Source organism: Rhodoferax ferrireducens, from assembly GCF_049302455.1.
Classification (GTDB): domain Bacteria; phylum Pseudomonadota; class Gammaproteobacteria; order Burkholderiales; family Burkholderiaceae_C; genus Rhodoferax; species Rhodoferax ferrireducens_B.
Genome location: NZ_JBAQMD010000073.1, coordinates 98189 through 120376, shown reverse-complemented (window position 1 = coordinate 120376; position 22188 = coordinate 98189). Strand labels below are relative to the sequence as shown.

At 59.9% G+C, this 22188-nt stretch carries 24 protein-coding genes; 9 read left to right on the top strand and 15 right to left on the bottom strand.

Going from position 1 to position 22188, the window contains the following annotated elements; translation table 11 throughout:
- Nucleotides 1-92 precede the first annotated feature (92 nt).
- Both WA157_RS13390 and WA157_RS13385 read left to right on the top strand, forming a co-directional pair.
- Complete coding sequence (locus tag WA157_RS13390; RefSeq protein ID WP_422621429.1) at nucleotides 93-575, top strand: hypothetical protein; 483 nt, start codon at nucleotides 93-95, stop codon at nucleotides 573-575.
- Between the two features lie 172 nt (nucleotides 576-747).
- Nucleotides 748-1311, top strand: a complete 564-nt coding sequence (locus tag WA157_RS13385; protein WP_422621428.1) for a TMEM165/GDT1 family protein — start codon at nucleotides 748-750, stop codon at nucleotides 1309-1311.
- A gap of 66 nt (nucleotides 1312-1377) precedes the next feature.
- Here WA157_RS13385 and WA157_RS13380 read toward each other — a convergent pair whose 3' ends face one another.
- The 6 genes from WA157_RS13380 to WA157_RS13355 all read right to left on the bottom strand — a co-directional run bounded on the left by WA157_RS13380 (nucleotide 1378) and on the right by WA157_RS13355 (nucleotide 8118).
- Nucleotides 1378-1545 carry a hypothetical protein gene (locus tag WA157_RS13380; protein WP_296483709.1) on the bottom strand — a complete coding sequence of 56 codons (168 nt, stop codon included), beginning with the start codon at nucleotides 1543-1545 and terminating at the stop codon, nucleotides 1378-1380.
- Nucleotides 1546-1622: 77 nt separating this feature from the next.
- A complete protein-coding gene (locus WA157_RS13375) occupies nucleotides 1623-1946 on the bottom strand; it encodes a DUF6172 family protein (RefSeq protein WP_422621427.1) in 324 nt (107 codons plus the stop codon).
- 109 nt (nucleotides 1947-2055) lie between these two features.
- A complete protein-coding gene (locus WA157_RS13370; RefSeq protein ID WP_422621426.1) occupies nucleotides 2056-3744 on the bottom strand; it encodes an isovaleryl-CoA dehydrogenase in 1689 nt (562 codons plus the stop codon).
- Nucleotides 3737-4582 (bottom strand): PaaX family transcriptional regulator C-terminal domain-containing protein, encoded by an 846-nt coding sequence (locus WA157_RS13365; protein ID WP_422621425.1) that lies wholly within the window; start codon nucleotides 4580-4582, stop codon nucleotides 3737-3739. Before WA157_RS13365 ends, WA157_RS13370 begins: the two co-directional genes overlap by 8 nt.
- A gap of 142 nt (nucleotides 4583-4724) precedes the next feature.
- Complete coding sequence (locus WA157_RS13360; protein ID WP_422621424.1) at nucleotides 4725-5894, bottom strand: phospholipase A; 1170 nt, start codon at nucleotides 5892-5894, stop codon at nucleotides 4725-4727.
- 61 nt (nucleotides 5895-5955) lie between these two features.
- Entirely contained in the window at nucleotides 5956-8118 is a 2163-nt protein-coding gene (locus tag WA157_RS13355; protein ID WP_422621423.1) for an ATP-dependent helicase, read from the bottom strand.
- Nucleotides 8119-8267: 149 nt separating this feature from the next.
- Between WA157_RS13355 and WA157_RS13350 the strand changes: the two genes are divergently transcribed.
- Complete coding sequence (locus tag WA157_RS13350; RefSeq protein WP_422621422.1) at nucleotides 8268-9233, top strand: AEC family transporter; 966 nt, start codon at nucleotides 8268-8270, stop codon at nucleotides 9231-9233.
- Nucleotides 9234-9388: 155 nt separating this feature from the next.
- On the opposite strand, the gene WA157_RS13345 is transcribed toward WA157_RS13350, so the two are convergent.
- On the bottom strand, nucleotides 9389-9883 hold the full coding sequence (locus WA157_RS13345) for a hypothetical protein (RefSeq protein WP_422621421.1): 495 nt from the start codon (nucleotides 9881-9883) through the stop codon (nucleotides 9389-9391).
- Entirely contained in the window at nucleotides 9880-10179 is a 300-nt protein-coding gene (locus WA157_RS13340; RefSeq protein WP_422621420.1) for a nucleotidyltransferase domain-containing protein, read from the bottom strand. The genes WA157_RS13345 and WA157_RS13340 overlap by 4 nt, the downstream gene beginning before the upstream one ends.
- A gap of 22 nt (nucleotides 10180-10201) precedes the next feature.
- Between WA157_RS13340 and WA157_RS13335 the strand changes: the two genes are divergently transcribed.
- Nucleotides 10202-10381: a hypothetical protein gene (locus WA157_RS13335; RefSeq protein ID WP_422621419.1), complete on the top strand. Its 180-nt coding sequence runs from the start codon at nucleotides 10202-10204 to the stop codon at nucleotides 10379-10381.
- Nucleotides 10382-10551: 170 nt separating this feature from the next.
- Here the strand turns inward: WA157_RS13335 and WA157_RS13330 are convergent, their stop codons facing one another.
- The gene (locus WA157_RS13330; protein ID WP_422621418.1) at nucleotides 10552-11844 is read right to left on the bottom strand and encodes a porin; all 1293 of its coding nucleotides are present in this window, start codon (nucleotides 11842-11844) and stop codon (nucleotides 10552-10554) included.
- Nucleotides 11845-12248: 404 nt separating this feature from the next.
- Here WA157_RS13330 and WA157_RS13325 point away from each other — a divergent pair, with 404 nt between their 5' ends.
- The 4 genes from WA157_RS13325 to WA157_RS13310 all read left to right on the top strand — a co-directional run bounded on the left by WA157_RS13325 (nucleotide 12249) and on the right by WA157_RS13310 (nucleotide 15751).
- Nucleotides 12249-13349, top strand: a complete 1101-nt coding sequence (locus WA157_RS13325; RefSeq protein WP_422621417.1) for a porin — start codon at nucleotides 12249-12251, stop codon at nucleotides 13347-13349.
- Nucleotides 13350-13711: 362 nt separating this feature from the next.
- The gene (locus tag WA157_RS13320) at nucleotides 13712-14746 is read left to right on the top strand and encodes a porin (protein WP_422621416.1); all 1035 of its coding nucleotides are present in this window, start codon (nucleotides 13712-13714) and stop codon (nucleotides 14744-14746) included.
- Between the two features lie 142 nt (nucleotides 14747-14888).
- A complete protein-coding gene (locus tag WA157_RS13315; RefSeq protein ID WP_422621415.1) occupies nucleotides 14889-15227 on the top strand; it encodes a DUF1778 domain-containing protein in 339 nt (112 codons plus the stop codon).
- The gene (locus tag WA157_RS13310; protein ID WP_422621414.1) at nucleotides 15224-15751 is read left to right on the top strand and encodes a GNAT family N-acetyltransferase; all 528 of its coding nucleotides are present in this window, start codon (nucleotides 15224-15226) and stop codon (nucleotides 15749-15751) included. The genes WA157_RS13315 and WA157_RS13310 overlap by 4 nt, the downstream gene beginning before the upstream one ends.
- 56 nt (nucleotides 15752-15807) lie before the next feature.
- Here WA157_RS13310 and WA157_RS13305 read toward each other — a convergent pair whose 3' ends face one another.
- From WA157_RS13305 to apaG, 6 genes are all read right to left on the bottom strand, one after another.
- The gene (locus tag WA157_RS13305) at nucleotides 15808-16188 is read right to left on the bottom strand and encodes a helix-turn-helix domain-containing protein (RefSeq protein ID WP_422621413.1); all 381 of its coding nucleotides are present in this window, start codon (nucleotides 16186-16188) and stop codon (nucleotides 15808-15810) included.
- On the bottom strand, nucleotides 16185-16490 hold the full coding sequence (locus WA157_RS13300) for a type II toxin-antitoxin system HigB family toxin (RefSeq protein WP_422621412.1): 306 nt from the start codon (nucleotides 16488-16490) through the stop codon (nucleotides 16185-16187). Before WA157_RS13300 ends, WA157_RS13305 begins: the two co-directional genes overlap by 4 nt.
- 118 nt (nucleotides 16491-16608) lie before the next feature.
- Nucleotides 16609-17835: an ATP-binding protein gene (locus WA157_RS13295; protein WP_422621411.1), complete on the bottom strand. Its 1227-nt coding sequence runs from the start codon at nucleotides 17833-17835 to the stop codon at nucleotides 16609-16611.
- Nucleotides 17836-17913: 78 nt separating this feature from the next.
- Nucleotides 17914-18921, bottom strand: a complete 1008-nt coding sequence (gene thiL / locus WA157_RS13290) for a thiamine-phosphate kinase (protein WP_422621410.1) — start codon at nucleotides 18919-18921, stop codon at nucleotides 17914-17916.
- Between the two features lie 2 nt (nucleotides 18922-18923).
- Nucleotides 18924-20978: a site-specific recombinase gene (locus WA157_RS13285; RefSeq protein ID WP_422621409.1), complete on the bottom strand. Its 2055-nt coding sequence runs from the start codon at nucleotides 20976-20978 to the stop codon at nucleotides 18924-18926.
- 11 nt (nucleotides 20979-20989) lie between these two features.
- On the bottom strand, nucleotides 20990-21382 hold the full coding sequence (gene apaG / locus WA157_RS13280; protein WP_422621408.1) for a Co2+/Mg2+ efflux protein ApaG: 393 nt from the start codon (nucleotides 21380-21382) through the stop codon (nucleotides 20990-20992).
- Between the two features lie 110 nt (nucleotides 21383-21492).
- On the opposite strand from apaG, the gene rpe reads away from it, so the two are divergent.
- Nucleotides 21493-22176: a ribulose-phosphate 3-epimerase gene (rpe, locus tag WA157_RS13275; RefSeq protein WP_422621407.1), complete on the top strand. Its 684-nt coding sequence runs from the start codon at nucleotides 21493-21495 to the stop codon at nucleotides 22174-22176.
- The last annotated feature ends 12 nt before the right edge of the window (nucleotides 22177-22188 follow it).

Sequence of the window (22188 nt, the reverse complement as noted above, 5' to 3'; positions counted from 1 at the left end):
CGCTACCAGAATCAGTTGGATTGATGTGTCAGCGGACGTTTTTTTGAGAGGGGGTGAGCACGCCCCACCATTTTTTACACTAGGAGCGAAGCATGAAGACACGAAAAACCAGTGTGACCCGATTGGCACTGGCCGGTGCAGTTTCACTGTTGGCCGCTGGGATGAGCGCCAGCGCCATGGCGCAGGACCAGACACGGGACCAAACGCAAGACCGGACCCGGGACCAGGTGCGGCTGCAAGACCCGATCTACGGCAGTCAGTTGATGACGCTGCAAGAGCGCAACCAATACCGGACCAAAATGCGCAGCCTCAAGACGGAGCAAGAACGCGAGACCTACCGGCTGGAGCATCACAAACAAATGCAGGAACGGGCCAAGGCCAAGGGCGTCACGCTGCCTGAAACCCCACCAACCTCGCGTCCGGCGATGGGCCCTGGTCCCGGTGCTGGCCCTGGCCCTGGCCCTGGCCCTGGCCCTGGCCCCGGTGCTGGCATGGGGGCTGGCGCTGGCATGGGGGCTGGCGCGGGTGGGGGAATGGGCGGCGGTATGGGCGCAGGCCCTGGCGGGAAGAAATAGGTCAGTGCCAGCGGAAAGCAGTTGGCCGCGATCAGCGCGGCGTGGTAATTGCCTTACTTGGGCGTTGATTTGACCGCATCGGTCTGATGTAAGCCTTTGCTTTGCTTTGATTTGTTCCCACCCATTCAGGCAAGCGCCCGGGCGCGCCGCTCATCAAGGCTAACATTAAGGGATGGAAGCTTTTCTCGTTTCAACCGGTATCGTGGCCTTGGCCGAAATGGGTGACAAAACCCAATTACTCGCACTCCTGCTGGCGGTGCGCTTTCGCCGGCCTTGGCCGATTGTGCTGGGCATTTTTGTCGCAACAATAGCCAACCACGCCCTGGCAGGGGCTGTGGGGGCCTGGGTGACCACCGTGCTGGGACCGGATGTGCTGCGCTGGGTGCTGGGCGGCTCGTTCATCGCCATGGCGGTCTGGATGTTGATTCCCGACAAGATGGATGACAACGAAACGGGCGCGGCGCCCCGGTTTGGTGTCTTCGGCACCACCGTCATCGCCTTTTTCCTGGCGGAGATGGGGGATAAAACCCAAGTTGCCACCGTCATGCTGGCGGCGCAATACCACGCTTATTTTTCAGTCATAGCCGGTACCACGCTGGGCATGATGCTGGCCAATGCGCCGGTGGTCTGGCTGGGTGAACGCATGACACGACTGCTGCCGCTGCGCGCGGTGCACATCGTGTCTGCCTTGATCTTCTTGGGGCTGGGGCTGGCGGCCTTGCTGGGGTGGATTTAAACCCTGGCGCTCAGGCGGCAAGCACTGGCGCAACGTGCGATGACGGCGCCGGTTTGTGAAGGGCGATTAACCGCCTTTTTTGCAGCGCTTGCCGGGGTTTTTCTTGTTGTTGGTGGCCACGCCGCGTTCCAGGCTGCGCATTTGGCCGTGACCGGCGGTGTAGCACACGCCTTTGGGGGCGACAGGACGGGGACTGGCTTTGCGCTCAGCTTCAGTACGGAATTCTTTGGCCATGAAATACTCCAGATAGTTTTAAAAACAGGCGATTATCCCCGCACTTGGGATCGGGCGGCGGGCCCGGCATGCTTGGGTCAGTCGCGGTCGGCCTGATCAGACGGCTCAGCACCGGCCGCGCGGGCCGCGCGATGGCCGGGTTTGGCCAATAGTTCCAGGTAAAACTCAGCGCCACCGTCCTTGGCCAGCGCATCAATCAAACTCGTGATGGTGGCGAAATGGACCACCGTGGCGCTGGCTTCATTGCTGCCAAATCTGCAGTCAAAATCCCAATAGTCCACGCCCTCGGGCAGCGGCACCCGCCGTTGGCGTTTGACGTACTTGCGGATCTCGTGTTTGGTGGCTTCCAGCACCCGGTCACGGTTTTTGCCTTCAATGTCTAATTTAAACGTTTTTTTCACGCTGGCCTTCTGAGAATTAATGCGGCACATCCCCACAGGGGGAGGTGATTCGCGAACGTTCGATTATGCGTTGACGGCTTTGACTGGGCGCATTCCAGTGGCGGGCGCTTCAGGCCCGTGCGATCCTGGGTGTCGCGCGCGCGATGATGGCGCCGGCATCAACACCGCGCGGCAGCGTGCCGTAGTTGTGCTGACCGGCCTGCCCCAGGCGTGACTCGCAGAACGCATCACTCACGAATGCCGGGGCGTGGCGCACCAGCAGGGAGGCCTGCAAAGCCAGCGCCATGCGGTCGACCACATCACGCGCGCGGTACTCAAAATCGGCCAAGTCTTTGAGATCGGTCGCCAGCGCGGCAATATGCCGGTCCAGCAAGGCCTGGGCGCCGCGCGCCTGGTTGACTTCTGCAAAAAAAGCATCCGCCACGGTGGGTGTTTTTGACAGCGCGCGCAGCACGTCCAGGCATTGGACATTGCCGCTGCCCTCCCAGATGGTGTTCACGGGCGCCTCCCGGTACAGGCGCGGCATCATGCTGTCTTCCATCACGCCGCTGCCACCAATGCACTCCATGGCTTCGTAGGCATGGTTGGGCGTGCGCTTGCAAATCCAGTATTTGCCCACTGCCGTGACCAGGCGCACCAGCAGGTCTTCCTGTTCATCGGCTCGGTTGTCCATGGCGCGCGCCATGCGCATCGTCAACGTGGTGGCGGCTTCGCTCTCCAGCGCCAGGTCGGCCAGCACGTTTTGCATCAGCGGCTGCTGGTTCAGTACCTGCCCGAACGCCGAGCGCACGGAACAATGGTGCAGCGCCTGCGACGCCGCCATGCGCATGCCCGCGCTGGAGCCGATCATGCAGTCAAAGCGGGTCATGCTGACCATCTCGATGATGTTGCGCACGCCGCGCCCCTCTTCGCCGACCATCCATGCCAGCGCGCCGCGCAGCTCGGTCTCGGACGATGCGTTGGACGCATTGCCCATTTTTTTCTTCAGCCGCAGCACCTGCATCGGGTTTTTGCTGCCGTCCGGGCGCCAGCGCGGCAGCAGGAAGCACGACAGGCCGCCGGGCGCTTGCGCCAGCACCAGGAACGCATCGCACATGGGGGCCGACACAAAATACTTGTGCCCCACCAGTTCGTAAGCCTGGCCCGGCCCACCCGTGCCCACCGGGTAGGCGCGCGTGCTGTTGGTGCGCACATCCGAGCCGCCCTGCTTCTCGGTCATCGCCATGCCGATGGTCACGCCTTTTTTGTGTTCCACCGGGACGTTGCGCGGGTCATACACGCGGGCCGTGACCTTGGGCTCCCACACGCTGGCCAGGTCGCTCTGCAGGCGCAGCGCGGGCACGGCGGCGAAGGTCATGGTGATCGGGCAGCCGTGACCCGCCTCCACCTGGCCATGCAGAAAACTCTTGGCAGCGCGGGCGACGTGCGCGCCCGCGCGCGGCGCGGTCCAGGGTGAGGCGTGCAGCCCGTGCTCGATGGAAGTTTTCATCAACTGGTGATAGCTTGGGTGAAATTTCACCAGATCGATGCGATTGCCAAAGCGGTCATGCGTATCAAACTCGGGCTGGAACTTATTGGCCAGGTTCCCCAGCTCAAGATAATCGGCCGAGCCTGTCATCTGGCCAAACTCGCTGACTTCAGCGTCGGCCCACTGCCCGCCCTCGCGTTGCACCGCCTCGCGCAAGGCTGCGTCTTCGGTGTACATGTTGTAGTCGCACAGCTCGGTGGACAAGTTGCTCAGCTCATGGGTGTCGGCCAGGTAGAGCGAGTTGGGTGCGGGGTTCATACGGTTATTCATTGAGCGTCTCCAGTTCGGCGGGTTGAGGGGTGAGATGAAGAGCGGGTGGGGTGTCGGCGACGGATGCAAAAAAGCGGTTCCAGATGGCACGACCGGTTTCGTCAAAATGGTGCACGGCCTGGATGAAAGCGTGGCGCTCGCGGGTGTCGACAAACGGCTCCGGCAACAGCGGATCAAAGACCAATTGATGAATGGCTTTGCCGCCCAGAAGGAACGATTCGCGCGCCGCTGCATCCAGCGGGAGCTGGTCCGCGCGGGCCAGCCACGCCTCCAGATCGACGCGCAGCTGCCGGTAGGTTCGAGTCAGCGCCTGACCGTTCCACAGCTGGTGCACGACGGCCTCACGCGCCGGGTCGAGGCCACTGGCCCGAAAAACAGCCGCATTGCGGTCCAGTCCAAGTTTGAAGAGACGTTGGCGCACCTCGTCAAGATCCGCCTCGATGTTGTCGGGACGAATATACAGACCACGCTCCAACAGCCGCAAGCCCATCATCTGCAGGGCGCGTTCACGCCGCTGCGGGGCGGCGCGGTCGCTGCGACCCAACGCGCCGCAGTGGACGACGATATAGCTGCCCTGCCATGCCCGCAGCCGGGATTCCATCGTGCGCCAGGTGGCCACCTCGCCGGCCAAATCGGTGGCCGCAGGCCCAAGACGGTAAGCGCCGCGCTCCGTTGTCTCGATCAGACCCGCCGCCGACAGGCGCGCCAAGGTGACCCGCAGGCTGTTTTCGCTGATATGGAAAAGGGAGCCCGCCAGGATCGCATCGCGGGCGGCCATCGGCTTGTCGCCGGTCGCCAGCATGAGATCGAGGATGAGATTTTTCGGATTGACCTTCATGCGCTCGGTGGGCCGCCGCAAGGCTGAACCCGTACATTACGATATTTGTAGATTTTTACAATTTTTCGTAATGTAGCAGCTTTCAAGCCTGGGGCCAAGCCCGCGGCGCGCAATGCTCGGCGCGCAACGGCTGCGCGCGCGGCTACCAGTCCACCAGACTCAAACCGATGCTCAGCACGGTGCGCCGGCGGTTGTAGTCAACCAGCGAATCACCATAGCCGCTGAACAATTGGGTGTGAAAACGCAAGGCGTCCTGGCCGCCGGGCAGGCCACTGCTGGTGAGTTGCCTGAGCCATTCCAGCCGCACCGAGCCGTTGGCTTCGGCGCGCAGCGAGTGGCGCAGGGTCACGCCCAGGGTGTTGTCCTGGTTGGGGGTCCAAAAAGCCGCCACTTCGGCGCGGCCAATTTTGTTGCTGATGTCGGGGTTGTCGTCATTGGCCTGGTTTTCATTCACGCGCTTCCATAGCTTGGCATTGACCAGGAACTGGCTGCCTTTCTCCATGCCGGCCATCAGCACATTGCGGTTCCAGCTGCGCGACAGCGGCAGGGGCTGGCCGTTGGACTGGTGCACCAGGCTCCAGCCGCTGTAGCGCAGGCGCCAGCCCAGCGGCAATTGAAAATCCGTCGGGTAGATGTAGGTAAGTTCCGGCTCATGGTCGGTGGTGCGAAACGGGCGCGACAGATCGCTGCTGAAGATTTGCCAGTTGGACTGCTGGCTGTAGCCAAACCAGAGCGAGTCGCGCTTGAGCTCCTGCTGCCCGGTCAGCAGGCCCTGGGCCATCTTGGTGCGCACCGAGAGCTGGATGCGGACCTCGTTTTTGTCATAGCCCAAAGCCTCGGCCGCCGTGTGCTCGGGCACGGGCGAGCTGGGTTGGGTGTTGACGCTGTCAGAACCGATCCACGACAGGCTGATGGGGTGAAAACCGCGAATGCCAAACGTGCCGCAGTCGCTGCCGGCTTCCAGTTCCCAAAACCGCGACAGTTCGGAAAACAGCTTGTTCTTGCAGTTGTGGGCGGCCGGCGCTTCCATGGTGATAGTCACCGGCGCGGGAGCAACGGGTGCTGGAGCGGGTGTGGCCGGCGTCTGCGCCAGCGCCGATGCGCCTGGCGACGGCGAACGGCTTGCCGCGGCGCCGGCCTGCTGCGCTGCCCAGCGGTCAAAGCAGATCAGCCGCGCTTCGCTGTCCCCGGTCAGATTCGCGCACGCTTGCCAGGCCGTGGGCACTGCCGAAACATCTATATCATTCTGGGCTCTAGCCCCCGTCGTTACTGCGCAAGTAGCTATTAAAATAGTAGTACACAACGGGTTCATGGTTGGCTTGCTCGGAGGGACAACATGGGTCATTGTTTCAGATTTCAAACTGGCCGCGACCTTAGAGCGGACGCGCCAGCACTTGTATGGCCTGCGCCTCCTGCGCCTTTTGCGCAAACTCCGCGCGCAGCGCGCGCAGCTTGGCGCGCGGGTCTTCCTTGGTGGTGGCCTGGTCCAGCGCCATCTCGGCAATGAAGCGGCTGGGCAGGGCGGCCACCATCTCGCGGCCTTTCTTGCGTTTGCGCGGCCAGCTCACCGCCAGGCTGCGCTGGGCCCGCGTGATGCCCACATACATCAGGCGGCGCTCTTCCTGCAGGTGCACGGCCGTGGCCTCATTGGCTGCTTCATGCTGCTGCTGCGACCCGCCGACCGAGGCGGCACCCGATTCGCCGCTGTCCTTCAGCTTGAACGGCAGCATGCCCTCGGTCACGCCCACCAGCATCACATGCGGCCACTCCAGGCCCTTGGCGGCGTGCAGGGTCGACAGCGTCACCACGTTCTGCTCGGTCTCACGCTCTTGAATAGTCGACAGCAACGACACGGTTTGCGCCACCTCCAGCAGCGACTTGGGCTCAACGGTGGTGGAGACCCCGGCTGCGTCGTCGAGTTGCCCGCCGCAGCGCGCGGACATCCAGTCGCAAAAATCGAGCACATTGGTCCAGCGCGCCGCGGCCAATTTTTCGCTGTCCTCGCCGTCATACAGATGCTTTTCATAGCCGATGTCCTTGAGCCACTCCAGCAAGAAGGCCTTGGCTGATTCGGCCCCCAGCGTGCGCCGGGCGCGAAACTCCAGGTCATTCACATAGCGGCCAAATTCATGCAAGCTGCCGACCGCCTTGCTGCTCAGCACGCTGCCCAATGAGGATGAAAACAGGGCCTCGAACAGGCTGATCTTGTATTGCCCGGCAAAAACGCCCAAAGCGCTGAGGGTCTGGTGGCCGATGCCGCGCTTGGGGACCGTCACCGCGCGCAAGAACGCCGGGTCATCGTTGTTGTTGATCCAGAGCCTGAACCAGCCACACAAATCCTTGATTTCGGCGCGGTCAAAAAAGCTGGTGCCGCCCGACACCTTGTACGGGATATGCGCCTTGCGCAGCGCTTTCTCGAAGGTCTTGGCCTGGTGGTTGGCGCGGTACAGCACGGCAAAGTCGCGCAACTCCTTGAACTGGGGCCCGCCGTGCGGCAGGCCACTGGCGCGCAGGCTCTGGATGCGCGCCACGGTGCGCTCGGCCTCGTGCTCTTCGCTGTCGGCGTCGACCACCCGCACCGGTTCGCCTTCGCCCAGGTCGCTCCACAGATTCTTGGGGAACAGCTTCGGATTGGGGCCGATCACATTGTTGGCGGCGCGCAGGATGGCACTGGTGGAGCGGTAGTTCTGCTCCAGCTTGATGACTTTGAGCGTCGGGAAATCGACCGGCAGGCGCTTCAGGTTGTCCAGCGTGGCGCCGCGCCAGCCGTAGATCGACTGGTCATCGTCGCCGACGGCGGTAAACCGTGCTTGCGTTGCCGGGTTACCGCCCACCAGCAGCTTCAATAATTCATACTGCGTGGCATTCGTGTCCTGGTACTCGTCCACAAGAATATGGCCTGCAAGCCCCTGCCACCTCTGCCTGACTTGCTCATGATTTTGTAGCAATTTAAGCGGCAGGCTGATCAGGTCGTCAAAGTCAACACTCTGGTAGGCGGTCAGCCGCTCCTCGTAGTGCGCCATGACGCGGGCGATGATGCGCTCGTTGTCATCCTTGGCCAGCGCCGCGGCCTGTTGGGCGTTGAGCCCCTGGTTTTTCCACAGGCTGATGGTCCATTGCCAGCTGCGCGCCGTGGCCGCATCGACCGTGCCGCCCGCATCTTTCAGGATGCTGGTGACGTCGTCGCTGTCCAGAATCGAAAAATTGGGTTTCAGGCCCAGCGCCGCGCCGTCCAGACGCAGCAGGCGCACGCCCAGTGCGTGAAAGGTGCAAATCACCACCTCGCGCGCCGCCTTGCCAATCAGCTCCTTGGCCCTCTCCCGCATCTCGCTCGCGGCCTTGTTGGTGAAGGTGATGGCAAAGATGCGGTTGGGCGCCAAGCCGGCCTGGATCAGCCGACCAATCTTGTGCGTGATCACCCGCGTCTTGCCGGAGCCGGCGCCGGCCAGCACCAGACACGGCCCGTGCATGAAGTTGACGGCTTCCTGTTGCGCCAGATTGAGGCCGGCAGATGCGGAGGAGGGGGAAGATGACATTCATGAAACCGATGAACGATCGGTGCTGCAAAGCCGCGCATCATACAGACGTGCCACCACGCCATGGATGCCGGACCGGGTCCGCCGTGGCCTCCAAAGGCGCCGGGACGGCAGCGAAGCTTGGCGACCTCTGCTGACACAATACCCGCGTGCTGCAAATTTTCTCTATTACTTTTCCCTTCTTCGCGCTGGTGTTGTGCGGCTACGCGGCGGCTCGGCGGCTCCTGTTGCCGTTGGAGGCGGTCACCGGCCTGAACAGCTTCGTGCTGTTTTTTGCGCTGCCGTGCATGTTGTACCGCTTTGGCGCCAATACGCCGCTGCCGCAGTTGCTCGACGTCGGTGTTTTTCTGACTTATTCGGTCTGCGCGTTGGTGATGGTGGCGTTCACGGTGGCCATCAGCTTGAACCGTCGCATTGGCTGGAACGACGCCGCCTTCGGTGCGCTGGTGGCGGCGTTCCCCAACTCGGGTTTCATGGGTGTGCCGTTGCTGGTGGCCTTGCTGGGCGCGCAGGCGGCCGGCCCGGTGATTGCGACCATGGTGATCGACATGCTGGTGACCACCTCGCTGTGCATTGCGTTCTCAAGGCTGGACGGGACGGACGTGCACGGCGCCAGCAAGGCGTTCAAAAGCGCCCTCAAAGGCGTGGCCGGCAACCCTTTGCCCTGGGCTATCTTGCTCGGTGCGCTGGCCTCGGCCCTGCAACTGGAGTTGCCCAAGCCGGTAGCGCAAACGGTCGGCCTGCTGGCCGATGCCGCCTCGCCGGTCGCTTTGTTCACCATCGGCGCCGTGTTGGCGCGCTCGCAGATGCTGGCTGCCCGGCACAAGCACCCGCCCATCCCGTTGGGGGACTACCTGCCGGTGGCTGCGCTCAAACTGTTTTTGCACCCGCTGCTGGTGCTGCTGGTGGGCAGCAGCGCGATCCAGTTGGGCCTGCCGCTGGACCGCTTTGCCCTCACCGTGCTGGTGCTGGTGGCCGCGCTGCCCAGCGCCAGCAACGTCTCCTTGCTGGCCGAGCGCTTTGGCGCCGACAACGGCCGCATTGCACGCATCATTCTGGTGTCAACAGCGGCGGCTTTTGTGACGTTCTCGCTGGCGGTGAGTTGGCTGACGTGATGGACGGCGGGGGCGAACCGATGCACCTGATCGGCGCCCGGTTCAGCAAAGCCAACCGAGGCGTGCTCGGCTTTGAGGTCGAAACGATCACAAATAGATAGCTGCTTACGCATATTCGACGGGGGCTACAGGCCGATTTGATATAAATGTGGCAGCTATTTGTCCGCACGCACAACGGCACCCACACGTTGACTTTCAGCCACGCAGCGGCGCGCTGCGGCGACCAGGCTGGGTACAAACGCATGACCGCTGCGCAAGGCGCTGCACAGAACGGTCAAGTCTTCAATGTACTCATGCACCATCTGATTTCTGAGCCGGCGCATCTCCATCCAAGCCTCGGTGGACTCAATCAATCCAAACTTTTCGGCCTTGTCCAGGTTGTCGATGGCCGGGCCGGGTGTTTCTGCCAAGGCGCTCAGCAGTGCCGGTAGCAGTTTGTCGCCAACGGTGTCTTGCAGTCGGCCAAAGCGACTCACAAACGCATCCAGCCGCTCAGCCAGGATCGGGTCGGTCTCGATTTTTTGGGCATCTTCAAGCGTAAAGAGGTGACCAAACAAGCGGTGATCGGTGTCAAGCAGGTGCTGGCACTCTTTTTCCGTCACTCGCGACAAAAATTCCAGGCGCGCCGCCAGTGCCGCAACCAGCCTCACAACCTGACCCCTTCTGCATGGGCCACGGCATGGATCGGCAAACGCAACAGGTTGGGCGCCTCAATCAACACATCGACTTTGCGACCGTGCATGTTTCTTGAAACGCGCGCGCCAAGCCGGGCGCTCAGCAGTGCGGGTTCTGCTACCGCCTCATTCATCTCGACCAGCAGATCGACGTCGCCACCGCGTGCGTCATCACGCACACGCGAACCAAACAGCCAGACCCGCGCTGAATTGCCCGCAAGATTCAACACCTCCTGGCGGATCATCACAGCTTGTTCGGGTGAAATACGCATAAGCGGTATTTTAGACTTTGCCTTGGGAACCTTGATTGTCGAAGGTGCGTGCGAGACCCGCGCCCTGCAACAGATCAAAGACCGGGGCTACGCTGACAAGTACCGCGGCGCCGCCGACCCCATCCACATCGATCGGCAGATCGACGTCACTACCGCGTGCCTCGTCATGCATCCGCGAGCCAAACAGCCAGATCCGCGCTGAATCGCCCGCAAGATTCAATATCTCTTGGCGGATGGTCGCAACTGGATCGGTGCACAGGCGCGTGGTTCGTTTTAAGCTTGGCAGCCGCAGACGCTGCCGATGAGTAGGTCTGCAACGCCAAATGGGAAAAGCCCCTCGCGGGGCTTTTCAGGGGTGCGGCAAGTGCCTGCTTAGAAGCGGTGGCGAAGGCCAAATGCGATGCCCGTGGAGCTGGTCCCGGCTGAAGCCGTGACACCACCAACGTAGCCATTACCGCCTGGGGCCACTTGGCCTCGATCCTTGTTGTCAATACGCACCAGTACCCCGTTCAAGTCAGTGCGTTTGGACAAGGCGTAGGTGTAAGCCACACCGTATGACGCTACGTCTGCATTGGACGCGGTTTTGTCGTTGAAGCTGCTGTAGGCCACAGACATGGTGTGCGGGCCGGTCACATGGCGGTAGCCAATATGCACCAGTGTGCCGTCTTGCTTGAAGGCGGTGGTGTAGGCGCCTTGGATCAGTGCGGCATAGGCTGCGGTCGCTGGATTGGCACTCAGCGCCTGACCGATTCCGGTCATGTTGCTTGGGTTGTCGTCCGTTATCTTGATGAGCATCCCACTGAGCTTGTCGCTGCCAAAATTCATTGATGCTCCCAACACCGAGGTCGTGAGCGATTTATCACCGTTTTCGTTATTGGCCGTGTTGTAACCAAAACCGACCGAGAAGGCCCCCGTTTTGTAATTGGCGTTCAAACCCAGCATGCGCCCCTTGGCAGCATCACCCGCTACTTCGCCCAGTGCATACATGAATGAACCAGACATGCCATCTTTAACAAACCTGTATTGCAGTGCGTTCGACTTGCGAATTTCAAGCACCGCAGGGAAGGCCGCAACTTGTCCCGCGGACAAGGCTGACTGCGTCTCCATGATGTCATAGGTGGCGTTGGTTTCAAAGGCGGGTGTGTACTGACGACCGGCCAGGAAACCACCGAACGGTGTCACGAGACCCACATAGGCCTGGCGATCGAAAAGGTTGTTGCCAATATTGACCCCCCAGCTGGCCGTGGCCAACTGGCCTGCAAGACCTGTTATGACGGGTTGCAGGGTCGCGGGCAATCCCAGCAGGGTTGCCTGTGAGTAACGATCTGACAGTTGCAGACCAGAAATTGGTCGACTACCTAACGCCCCCGTATCCGCCTCAAACCGATTTTCCAGCGTGAAAATGGTCCTATAGCCCCCACCCAAATCTTCATTGCCCTTCAGACCCCAGCGCGAGCCTTCCATGATGCCGCTGGCAAGTTGGGTCGCGGTGCCTCCCTTCAAGCCGCTGACCGACGTGATGCCCACGTCAACCATGCCGTACAGCGTAACGCTTGGGGCAGTTTGCGCGCTGGCCAAACCGGCGCAGCACAAGGCAGCAGCGGCAGCGATGGAGCGTGCAGCGATTGGGAGAATTTGGTTACGGCTGGTAACAAGGTTTGACATGGTTTTCCTTGGTGGTTTAAGAGTTAATCCAGCCTTGGATTTTCTGAGAATCCGCTTGTGCCAACAAGACGCACGGGCGACAGATGCACCGTTTTAGACTTTTTTGTCACAGGGGTTTTCCCTGATTCGGTGCGCTTGCTGCGCTGCTTGTCAAGTTCGCGTGGCGTTGGCAATTGGTGGGCCGGTGGCGTGAAGCGGCTCGTTGAAGCGCCACACGCCGGGTGTATGTGGAATTGGCGCAACACAATAGGTAAAGAATGCCGTTTGGCGGGCCTAAAACGCAAGTTAAGTGCGCTTCAATTGTGTCTCCGTGGTGAAATCCAGTCCGTGAATGTTTCATTCGCCACTTCAAAACCAGCCGTCAAAAGCGGTTTGATTGTTTAATTTTTTTGGAATTATCTATTATGAAGAAAAGTTTAATTGCACTCGCCGTGCTCGCCGCCTCCGGCGCCTCGTTCGCCCAATCCAGCGTCACGCTTTATGGTGTTGCTGATGTTTGGCTTGGTTCTTCCAAAGTGGAATCAAATGTTAACGGCGTCAACAGTTCTTTGACGACAACCAGGTTGGACAGCAACGGTGTAAGTACAAGCCGTTTCGGTTTCAAAGGCTCTGAAGATTTGGGCGGTGGCCTGAAAGCCAACTTCCAATTGGAACAAGGCATCAACATTGATACGGGTGCGCAACAAGTTTCTGGCGTTGCATTCAACCGTCAATCTTGGGTTGGCATCTCTGGTGGTTTCGGTGAAGTTCAACTGGGTAAGACCTGGTCGCCTTATGACGACGTTCGTTCAACCAACAACGACACGTTCAACGTGAACGTTGCCGCTTCTTTCAATACCTGGGTTGGCTATCAAGATCGCTTGAACAATTCCATCAAGTACCAATCACCCACGTTCAGTGGTTTCAGCGGTGCTTTGAGCTACTCGCTGGGTGAAGACAAGACAGCGACCGTGGGCGCAAGCAGCATTGCTGCCATCGGTGGTCTATATGCCAATGGCCCTGTGTCGGTTGGTGTTGCGTATCAAGAGCAAAAACAGTCTGGCGGCGTGAATAGCGTGTTCAGCGCTCTCCCTGGTATCCTTCCTGCCGATGTTGTATCGGCCTTGGCTCCCACTCTGGGTACAACCTTCAAAGGTAAAACCAAGTACGCCTTGATTAACGGTTCATACGACTTCCGCGTCGCCAAGTTGATTGGTGGTTATAACAAAGTTGAACAGACTTTTGATGACGTGGCTGGCAAATACGAAGCCGATGAGTTCAACCTGGGTGTTGAAGTGCCCTTGGCTGCGAGCCTGAAGTTGGGCGCCGGTTACGCAGAGTCAAAGTTGAAAGCTGACGGAACCGATATCGGAAAAACCAAAGGTTTCAGCGCCGCTTTGACCTACAGCCTGTCCAAGCGCACTACGATCTACGGTGTAGTGACAGATACCAAGTTTGATGCAACTAGCGCTAACGTCAACCTCAAATCTGATCTCTACGCTGTTGGTGTGAACCACACCTTCTAATCTGACGCTGACGCAAGTCAGCTGACGGCTAAATCGTGAAAACCCCGCTCGGGAAACTGGGCGGGGTTTTTTCATGTGTGCGCCCGCCCAGCATGCGCTTCCGCAGGTTGCAAGTCCTCCCGCATGCCGGGTGATATGGCAGCGGTGCAGTCGATAATGACTGCCCCTTAAATGGATGCGGGCCTTGGTTATTAGCCGTAAAACGTTGTATTTGACCCACATAAACCAGTTATATTTAGCCGCTTGCCGCCAAAATCTTTGCGCTGGTCAGCGCGCTCTGGTCAAATGGAACTCAACTTCTACTCAAGAAGTGATGCGAAGCACAACCAGTGTTTCACCAATATTAACTTTGGAGTATTTGAATGAAAAAATCCCTCATCGCCTTGGCAGTTCTCGCTGCTTCCGGCGCCGCTATGGCTCAGTCTTCCGTCACGCTGTACGGTATTGTTGACGCTGGCATCGCATTTGAAGACAACGGTACGGATAGCGTTACCCGTATGGATACTGGCAATCTGAATGGCAGTCGTTGGGGCCTGAAAGGCTCTGAAGATCTGGGCGGTGGCCTGAAAGCGATTTTCACGCTCGAAGCCGGTTTTAACCCCGACACAGGTGCACAGGCAGATTCAACAAGTTTCTTTAACCGTCAATCTTTTGTTGGCGTGTCTAGCGGCTATGGTACCGTCAAGTTTGGTCGTCAAATGAACCCGGTCTATGCCACCGCATCCACCTGGGATTCGTTTGGTGACGCACTGGCTGGTGACTCGTCACATTTGTTCAGCTACAACGGCAGCCGCACCAACAACATGGTGTCCTACAACTACGCGGCCAGTGGCTTCTACGGCGAACTCCAGTATGGCCTGGGTGAAGTTGCAGGCAACAATGATATTCAAGACGAGGAGTCTGCTGGGCGCACTGCAGCCATGTTTGTCGGCTACAAGGCCGGTCCCTTTGATGTCGTGCTGACGCATCAAAATATCCATAACGGTACGGATACCACCCCTTATGATACGGCCACCAAAATGACATTGCTGGGCGGCAATTATGATTTTGGCATGGTCAAGCTGTTCGCGGCTTATGCCGTTGAAGAGACCGAGTCTGGCATTCTCGGGAACAAAAGAGACCAAAATGACGCTCACATCGGTCTGAGCGCGCCCGTTGGCAAGGCTGGCACTGTTATGGTTTCTTATATCAAAAAAACGGATGACCTGAAAGCCGATGCGGATGCTGAGCAATTTGCAATTGGTTACATTCACAAGCTGTCCAAGCGCACCGCGCTGTACACCAGCTACGCTCAGGTGAGCAACGACAGTGCAGCTTCTTACAAGGCTGGGAAGCTCGCTACCCCCGCAGGCAATGACAGTAAATTGTTCAATATCGGCGTGCGCCACTCGTTTTAATCTGACGCTGACGCAAGTCAGTTAAAGATTGAATCCAAAAACCCCGCCTGGGCAACCCGGCAGGGTTTTTGTTTTATTGCGTCCCCGTGGCAGTCAGTCGATGGGCGCCTGCCGTACGCACCAAACCCTTTGACCACGCGGCATGTTGACAAATATGCTTCAAAGTGTACACTTTCAATGTGTACAAAATAAGGATTTCATCATGCCAAGAGCGTCCATTGAGAGCAACAGTCGGGTTGCTCTTCGGATTCAACCTGCGGACAAAGCGAGGCTGGTCCGTGCTTGCGCGTTGGAGAGAACCGATTTGACGGAATTTATTTTGCGCAACGTGTTGCGTGCTGTGGATGCCGTGATTGACCAGTCAGAGCGCGTGGCACTTTCCGAACGTGACAGTCTGCGAGTTTTGGAGTTGCTTGAGCATCCTCCGGCGCCAAACGCCCGCCTCATGGCCGCTGCACGCGCCATGCCTGCTCAGCAATGAGTCTGCCAGCCTGGCATGAAGAGCCCGTCGCCAAAAAGCATGATCGGCAAGAATTCGATTGCGGACAAGAAGAACTCAATACGTTTTTACGCGACTACGCCCGCCAAAGTCATGAGCGCGGTGCTGCCAAGACCTTTTTGGCAATTGATGACCACGACGGGAAAAAAATCTACGGTTATTACAGCCTGAGTCCGGCCTCGGTCGACTATTCGCGCACACCCACGCTATTGCGCCGCGGCCTGGGCCGCTATGAAATTGGCGCGTTCCGCTTGGGCAGACTGGCTGTTCGCATGGATTTTCATGGCCAGGGCCTCGGTGGTCAGCTGCTTTTGGCGGCGGGGCGTCGTTGCCTGCGCGCTGCCGAAGAGGTGGGCGGCACCGCGCTGGTGATCGATGCCAAAAACGACCCTGTGGCCGCCTGGTACGCAAGTTACGGTGCGCTTGCTTTGCTGGATGCGCCTTTAACGCTTGTGCTGCCGCTGGACATGATGGCGGTCGCCATCAAGGCTGCGGGAAAATTTTAATAGCTGCAAGTGGATGACGGGCTGTCCTTCGTTCACGCAAATTGCCTTGATGGCCTTTAGCCCGGTTGACGGATCAAGCTTTCAGCTGGAATGCCTAGGCCCGTGTGTAACTTCCACACCATCGCCATGGTGAGTTTGCGTTTGCCGCTGAGTACTTCATACACCCGGTTGCGCCGGCCAATCATGGGCTCCAGGTCTTTGGGCTTGAGCCCCTGCTGCTCCATGCGGAACTTGATTGCCTGCAGCGGATCGGGTGGCGCAATGGGGTAGTGTTTGGCCTCATAGGCCTCAATCAGGGTGAGTAAGGCCTCAAAGTGGGCGCCGGGATCGCTGTCAAGCTCAGGCTCATGATCAAAATAGGGCGCAACCAATTGCAGCGCTGCCTGGTAATCGGCCTCAGTGCGGATGGGATGAATTGGGTAAGCATTCTTTTTCATGATTGATTCTCCACGGTGCTTGCATCAATGGCGTCATATTCGGCATGTGTGCCAATAAATTTGATGTAAAGGGCTGCAAAGCGGTAGGCTACGGCCACAACCAAGCGGTAGTCATTGCCCTTGATATTGAATACCACTCGATTGCTGCCAACAAAACTGGCGCTTGCATACCGAATCTTGATCTCCTGCGGGGTCTTCCATTGCGCGTGAATGGCATCTTCAACCCAGGTTTGAAGGGCTTGTTTGGCTGTGGGGTGCTTGCACCAAAACCCTACCAATGCTGCCTTTGAAATAACTCGCATTGGTCTAATTTTAGTCCCATTGTGGGATTATTCAAGTCGAATTTCAAGCAAAGTGGTCGAACGAGGCGTACCGGTTGGGCACGGGTTGCCCTTGGGCATCCATCTGGCGCAAGCCGCGTTATTGCGCCAACGCCCAAGGCAGCTGCAGGGGCGAAATCACATCCACACTGTGGTTTGCGCCAGGCTTCATGGGCCAACCTTGCGTCACCGGGGCCAGCACATAAGCGTGTTGCACGCCCACATCCTGGCAAGCTTGCCAAAAGCCCTTGGTGACAGTGGGCGCGCCCGAAAACTTGATCTCGAACCCGTATTTCTTGCTGCCCAGCTCAACCACAATATCCAGTTCGGCCCCCGCCGCCGTGCGATAGAAACTCACATCACCACCCTTGGGCACGAGGGCGCAAATCTGCTCCACCATCAAACCTTCCCATGAATGGCCCGCCATCGGGTGTCCGATCAAACTGTCGATATCGGGCAAGTTGAGCAAGGCGTGCAGCAAACCAGAGTCGCGCACGTAGACCTTGGGTGATTTCACCAACCGTTTGCCGACGTTGACAAAATGGGGTTCCAGGCGGCGCAGCATCATGGTGTCAACCAGCGAATCGAGGTAGCGCGCCACCGTGGTGTGCGAGATGCCGCCCAACGATGCCGCGATGTTGGATGCATTGAACAACTGACCATGCAAATGGGCCGTCATGCGCCAAAAACGGTGCAAGGTCTGAGCCGGGACATTAACCCCGAACTCGCGAATGTCCCGGTTCAAAAAAGTGGCAATGAAGTCCGTTCGCCAGTTGAATGAAAGCGCATCGCTGGGCGCCGTGAAGCTGACGGGAAAGCCGCCGCGCAACCAAAGTTTTTGTAGGGTCAGTAGTGCTGTCTGGGCGTCGGCATCGGCGGCCATGACCTCGCGCACCTGCAAGGGCGTGAGCTCCAGATAGCTGACGCGCCCGGCCAACGATTCGGAGCTTTGTTGCAGTAGTTTGCCCGAGGCTGAGCCCAGTAACAGAAACCGCCCGGGGCGGCGCAGGGCGTCAATCTCAGGGCGCAATTGGGCAAATACCTCGGGCACATACTGCACTTCGTCGAGCACCACAAGTTTGTCGCGATGGGCTTGCAAGAACCCGCTACCGCTGATGAGCTTTGCCCGGTCGGCCGCTAATTGCAAGTCCAGGCTGAGGGCGCCCGGATAAGCGCTTGCAATCATCTTGGCCAAGGTGGTTTTACCGACTTGTCTGGGGCCCAGCAACACGACGGCGGGCGAAAATGCCAGTTGCTCAGTGGCAGTTTGCAGCAACGCCCGATGGAATTCATGGCGCTCGGCAAGATTCATTGTGCTGTTATTCATCCTCGCATTTTGCCTGTCTGGTGAGCAATATGCAAGGATAAATAGTTGTGAAGCACGCGCTCTTACAGCACTGCAGCTTCAGGCAAAGTGGTCGAACGAGGCGTAGCGGTTGGGCACGGGTTGCCCTTGGGCATCCACCAGACGCAGGCCGCGCTCGGCCTCAATTTGACCGATGCGGGTGACGGGTGTCAAGCTGGCCGCCGCCGCAGCGGCGACGGCTTCGCGGCGGGCCACCGGGGCGGTGAACAGCAGCTCGTAATCGTCGCCCCCAGAGAGCGCCCAGCGACGCCATTGCTCTGGTGCAATATTTGTATCAAATTGGCCTGTAGCCCCCGTGTAATATGCGTGAGCTGCTATTAACGCAGTAGCAACATCGGCGTCCATCGTGGCGCCCACGCCCGACTGCTGCAGGATGTGGGCGAGGTCGCCAAGCAGGCCGTCGCTGACATCAATGGCTGCGTTGGCAACACCGCGCAACGCCAGACCCAGTGCCACGCGCGGCGTCGGGGTTTCGAGGCGTACACGCGCCGCGGTGAACACCGCCTCGGGCACGGACACGGTGCCGCGAAAAACCTCCAGCGCCAGCCGGGCGTCGCCCAGGTTGCCACTGACATAGAGGTCGTCGCCCGCTTGCGCGCCCGAGCGCAGCAGCGCCTGCGAGCGACCCGCCACTACCGGCACCTCGCCAAACACCGTGATGCAGATGTTGAGCGGCCCCTGCGTGGTGTCGCCGCCGATCAGTTCGCAGCCGTGCGCGTCGGCCAGCGCCAGCAAGCCTTGCGAGAACGGCGCCAGCCAGGACTCGTCGGCGCGCGGCAGCGCTAGCGCCAGGCTGAACGCCAGCGGGCGCGCGCCACAGGCGGCCAGGTCGCTCAAATTGACGGCCAGCGCCTTGTGCCCGAGCTTGAAGGGATCCAGCGTGGAGACAAAGTGGCGACCTTCGACCAGCATGTCGCAGGAAATGGCCAGTTGCGTGCCGGGCGCCGGCTGCAGCAGCGCGCAGTCGTCGCCAATTCCCAAGGCTACCCGCGCGGCGTGGCGCTCAGGGCGTGTGAAATAGCGTTCGATCAATTCAAATTCACCCATGGCTAGTCATCCTTATCGTCTGCTGGCGGCGTGGGGACTGTTTCCTTTGCCGGTAAAAAGAAGCTCAGCGGCGCATGGCGCCAGCGCGCGCGAATGGCGGTTCGAATCCGGGAGCGGTCGATGCCGCCGATGTTATGGGCGCGCAAAGCAAGCCGGAACGCAAAGTAAAAGCTGACCCCCACGTTGAGCACGGCGGTGAGCACAATGCCGGCCACGCACCACCAGAAAGCCGATTGCTTGAGTACCGCCAGGCCGAGGCTGGCGGCTGCCGCGGCCAGTTGGCCGGTGGACAGTGTTACGTGCCGCACTTCCAGTCCCAGCCCGAAAAACGCGGCAAAAGCCGGGACCAAACCCAGCATCAACCCGAGCGACACATTGGCCGCCAGACCCGAGATGTTGTCGCGCATGAACTGCGCCCAACGCCCGGCACGCTCAATCCCCAGTGCTGTAGTGATCTTGGGGTTGTAGCGCAGCGCCGAGTCCAGCCGGTGCAGCACAAACCAGTTCTCGACCCAACCTGCGATGATGCTCGACGCAAACAACAGCACACCTGTCAGCGCGGCAAACAGCGCTGTCGGGCCGAACACGTGGAGCGTATGCAGCACGTGCTCGGCCTCCTTCACGTCAATCATCGGCTTTCCCAGAGTGAACCAGAGCGCCGCGCTGATCAGCACGACACACGGCGCCACCAAGGCCAGGTTGCCCACCACGGCTGCTACCTGCGAGCGCACCAGATGGGTGACTTCATCGACGAACAGGTCAACGGCCCCGGGTTCGTCGAGGTCCTTGAGTTTCGCGGCCATGGCCGGGGCCGTCATGGCCGGCTGTTTGGTGGCGACGGTCCAGTGCAGCAACTGGATCAGCACAAAACTCAGGGCGTAGTTCAGGCCGGCATAAAACCCGCTCCAGAAAGCCGACAAGCCGAGCGATAGCACCATGAACTTGAACAGCGTGGTGAGTGACATCACGGCGCCGCCACCCGCTGCATCGCGCAGCATGGTTCCGTATTCGGCCCGGGTGCGGGTAATGTAGTGCTCGCCGGTCTCGGAACTGCGCTCGGCTACTTTGGCGGCCAGCATCGATGAGTTGGAGGCGATCAGGGCGCGCAGACTGCGCCGCGCCTGCCCCACCAGAACCAGATGCGCCAGCAGACGCGCGGTGCTGGCCTGCGGGCTGGCCGCCAGCAGGCAATCGAGCAGGGCGCGAACGCGCAGCACCCGCTCACGCAATTGGCGCAACTGGAACACCAGGTTGACGGAAATACCGTTGGCATCCAGATGGGCGTAAACCGACGCGGCCGCCTGACGGCAAGCCTCCAGACGGCTCAGGTACCGCTGCAGCGCGTCCTGGCGCTCGGAAGAGTTGACGTGCGGGCTGGCCAGAAAGGCGACTTGCAGCGCCATGATGTCGCCGTCCAGGGCGTGAAAGGGGGCCGTCTCCAGCGCCGGGGCGCTCATGCGCAAACGCAGCTCCGGTGAAAAACCGGTGGCGCGAATCTGGCTGGTGCAAAAGGTCAGCGCCTCAAGCAGTGTCGCCTGCCAGGGCGAGACGCTGCCTTGCTTGACCTGGGGCACCCAGGCACAGTTTTCGTTGCTGACATCCAGACACGAGATTTGCAGTAACTCAGACAGTCGCGTCAAGGTGGCGTCGTCCAGGGCGCTGATCCATTGGGCATCAAACGCATCGCACAACACCAGTGAAAACAGGGCCGAGGCATCGACAGTTTCGGGGGTTCCAGGCAACCATTTGAGGCGCAGGCGCTCGGCCAGCTCACTGGCAAAAGCGCTGCTGGACGAAAACCCGTAGTCGGCCAGCAAGGCCGTGGCATCCACGGTGGAAAGCAGCACCTGCCACCAGGCCTGCAGCTTGGCACGCGCATCCGGGCGCTGTTGCAGCGCGTCGAGCAGCAGCGTCACACGTGCCACCGCGCGCGGCACTGAGTCGCGGCCGCCACGGACCCAGCGCAGCAAGTCAATCAGCCACAGGTGGCGGTGCGCCAGATGGGCTTGCGGGTCCAGGGCATCGAGCAGTTCAGCCAGGTCAAATTTGGGGGTCATCGATTCGGGTTTCAGTGCAGTGTGCGCGCGCCGCCGCTGGGGCTCAGGCCATCGAGCACAAACATCGGCACATCGACATCGAACTTTTCGCCGTCTTCGGCGACGCAAAAAAAGCTGCCATGCATGGTGCCCGTGGGGGTGCGCAGGCGGGTGCCGCTGGTGTATTCAAACGCTTCACCAGGTTTGAGCAGCGGCTGCTGCCCGACCACACCCAGGCCCTTCACACGCTCGGTGTGACCGTTGGCGTCGTTCACGTTCCAGGTGCGTGAGATCAACTGGGCACTGACCTGCCCCAGATTGATGATGGTGATGGTGTAAGCGAACACATACAGGTCTTGCTGCGGTGCTGACTGGTCAGCAAGATAACGAGACTCGACTTCAACGCGAAACTGGTACTGGGACATGGCGCAATGCTATCCTGAAAATTTGAGGGGCAGATCGCAGCTCGCGCGTCGTTGGCAAGCGCTGTCCCCAACCGCGCATGAATTCAAAGGCAAGTATTTATACTTCACCCATGACCTACCGCATTGCCCCTTCCATTCTCTCTGCCGACTTTGCCCGGCTGGGTGAGGAACTCAGCCACGTCATCGCCGCCGGTTGCGACTGGATTCACTTTGACGTGATGGACAACCACTACGTGCCCAATCTCACCTTCGGTCCGATGATTTGCAGCGCTTTGAAGCCGCATGCCAAGACCGCTGGCGGCGTGGCCGTGCCGATTGATGTGCATCTGATGGTGCAACCGGTCGATGCGCTGGCCAGTGCCTTTGCCGATGCCGGGGCGGATTTGATCAGCTTTCACCCGGACGCATCCGGCCATGTGCACCGCAGCATCCAGGCCATCAAGGCCAAGGGATGCAAGGCCGGCCTGGTGTTCAACCCGGCTGAACCCCTTGACGTGCTGGACTGGGTCATTGACGACATTGATCTGATCCTGATCATGAGCGTCAACCCTGGCTTTGGCGGCCAGAGTTTTATTGAATCTGCCTTGCGCAAGATCGAGGATGTGCGTCGGCGCATCACGGCCTGCGGCAAATACATTCGGCTGGAAGTCGATGGTGGCATCAAGGTGGACAACATCCGGCGCGTCGCCGACGCCGGGGCCGACACTTTTGTGGCCGGCAGCGCCATTTTTGGCCAACCGGATTACAAGTCAGTGGTGGATGCCATGCGGCTGGCGCTGGGAACAGCCGCCTGACCCTCGCGCCAG

Coding starts and splice junctions, on each gene's coding strand:
- WA157_RS13325 (WP_422621417.1), top strand. CDS start 12,249: ATGAAGAAAAGTTTAATTGCACTCGCCGTGCTCGCCGCCTCCGGCGCC.
- WA157_RS13300 (WP_422621412.1), bottom strand. CDS start 16,490: ATGCGAGTTATTTCAAAGGCAGCATTGGTAGGGTTTTGGTGCAAGCAC.
- WA157_RS13315 (WP_422621415.1), top strand. CDS start 14,889: ATGTTGACAAATATGCTTCAAAGTGTACACTTTCAATGTGTACAAAAT.
- WA157_RS13380 (WP_296483709.1), bottom strand. CDS start 1,545: ATGGCCAAAGAATTCCGTACTGAAGCTGAGCGCAAAGCCAGTCCCCGT.
- WA157_RS13305 (WP_422621413.1), bottom strand. CDS start 16,188: ATGAAAAAGAATGCTTACCCAATTCATCCCATCCGCACTGAGGCCGAT.
- WA157_RS13330 (WP_422621418.1), bottom strand. CDS start 11,844: ATGTCAAACCTTGTTACCAGCCGTAACCAAATTCTCCCAATCGCTGCA.
- WA157_RS13365 (WP_422621425.1), bottom strand. CDS start 4,582: ATGAAGGTCAATCCGAAAAATCTCATCCTCGATCTCATGCTGGCGACC.
- WA157_RS13340 (WP_422621420.1), bottom strand. CDS start 10,179: ATGCGTATTTCACCCGAACAAGCTGTGATGATCCGCCAGGAGGTGTTG.
- WA157_RS13320 (WP_422621416.1), top strand. CDS start 13,712: ATGAAAAAATCCCTCATCGCCTTGGCAGTTCTCGCTGCTTCCGGCGCC.
- WA157_RS13285 (WP_422621409.1), bottom strand. CDS start 20,978: ATGACCCCCAAATTTGACCTGGCTGAACTGCTCGATGCCCTGGACCCG.
- WA157_RS13370 (WP_422621426.1), bottom strand. CDS start 3,744: ATGAATAACCGTATGAACCCCGCACCCAACTCGCTCTACCTGGCCGAC.
- WA157_RS13360 (WP_422621424.1), bottom strand. CDS start 5,894: ATGAACCCGTTGTGTACTACTATTTTAATAGCTACTTGCGCAGTAACG.
- WA157_RS13385 (WP_422621428.1), top strand. CDS start 748: ATGGAAGCTTTTCTCGTTTCAACCGGTATCGTGGCCTTGGCCGAAATG.
- rpe (WP_422621407.1), top strand. CDS start 21,493: ATGACCTACCGCATTGCCCCTTCCATTCTCTCTGCCGACTTTGCCCGG.
- WA157_RS13390 (WP_422621429.1), top strand. CDS start 93: ATGAAGACACGAAAAACCAGTGTGACCCGATTGGCACTGGCCGGTGCA.
- WA157_RS13310 (WP_422621414.1), top strand. CDS start 15,224: ATGAGTCTGCCAGCCTGGCATGAAGAGCCCGTCGCCAAAAAGCATGAT.
- thiL (WP_422621410.1), bottom strand. CDS start 18,921: ATGGGTGAATTTGAATTGATCGAACGCTATTTCACACGCCCTGAGCGC.
- apaG (WP_422621408.1), bottom strand. CDS start 21,382: ATGTCCCAGTACCAGTTTCGCGTTGAAGTCGAGTCTCGTTATCTTGCT.
- WA157_RS13295 (WP_422621411.1), bottom strand. CDS start 17,835: ATGAATAACAGCACAATGAATCTTGCCGAGCGCCATGAATTCCATCGG.
- WA157_RS13355 (WP_422621423.1), bottom strand. CDS start 8,118: ATGTCATCTTCCCCCTCCTCCGCATCTGCCGGCCTCAATCTGGCGCAA.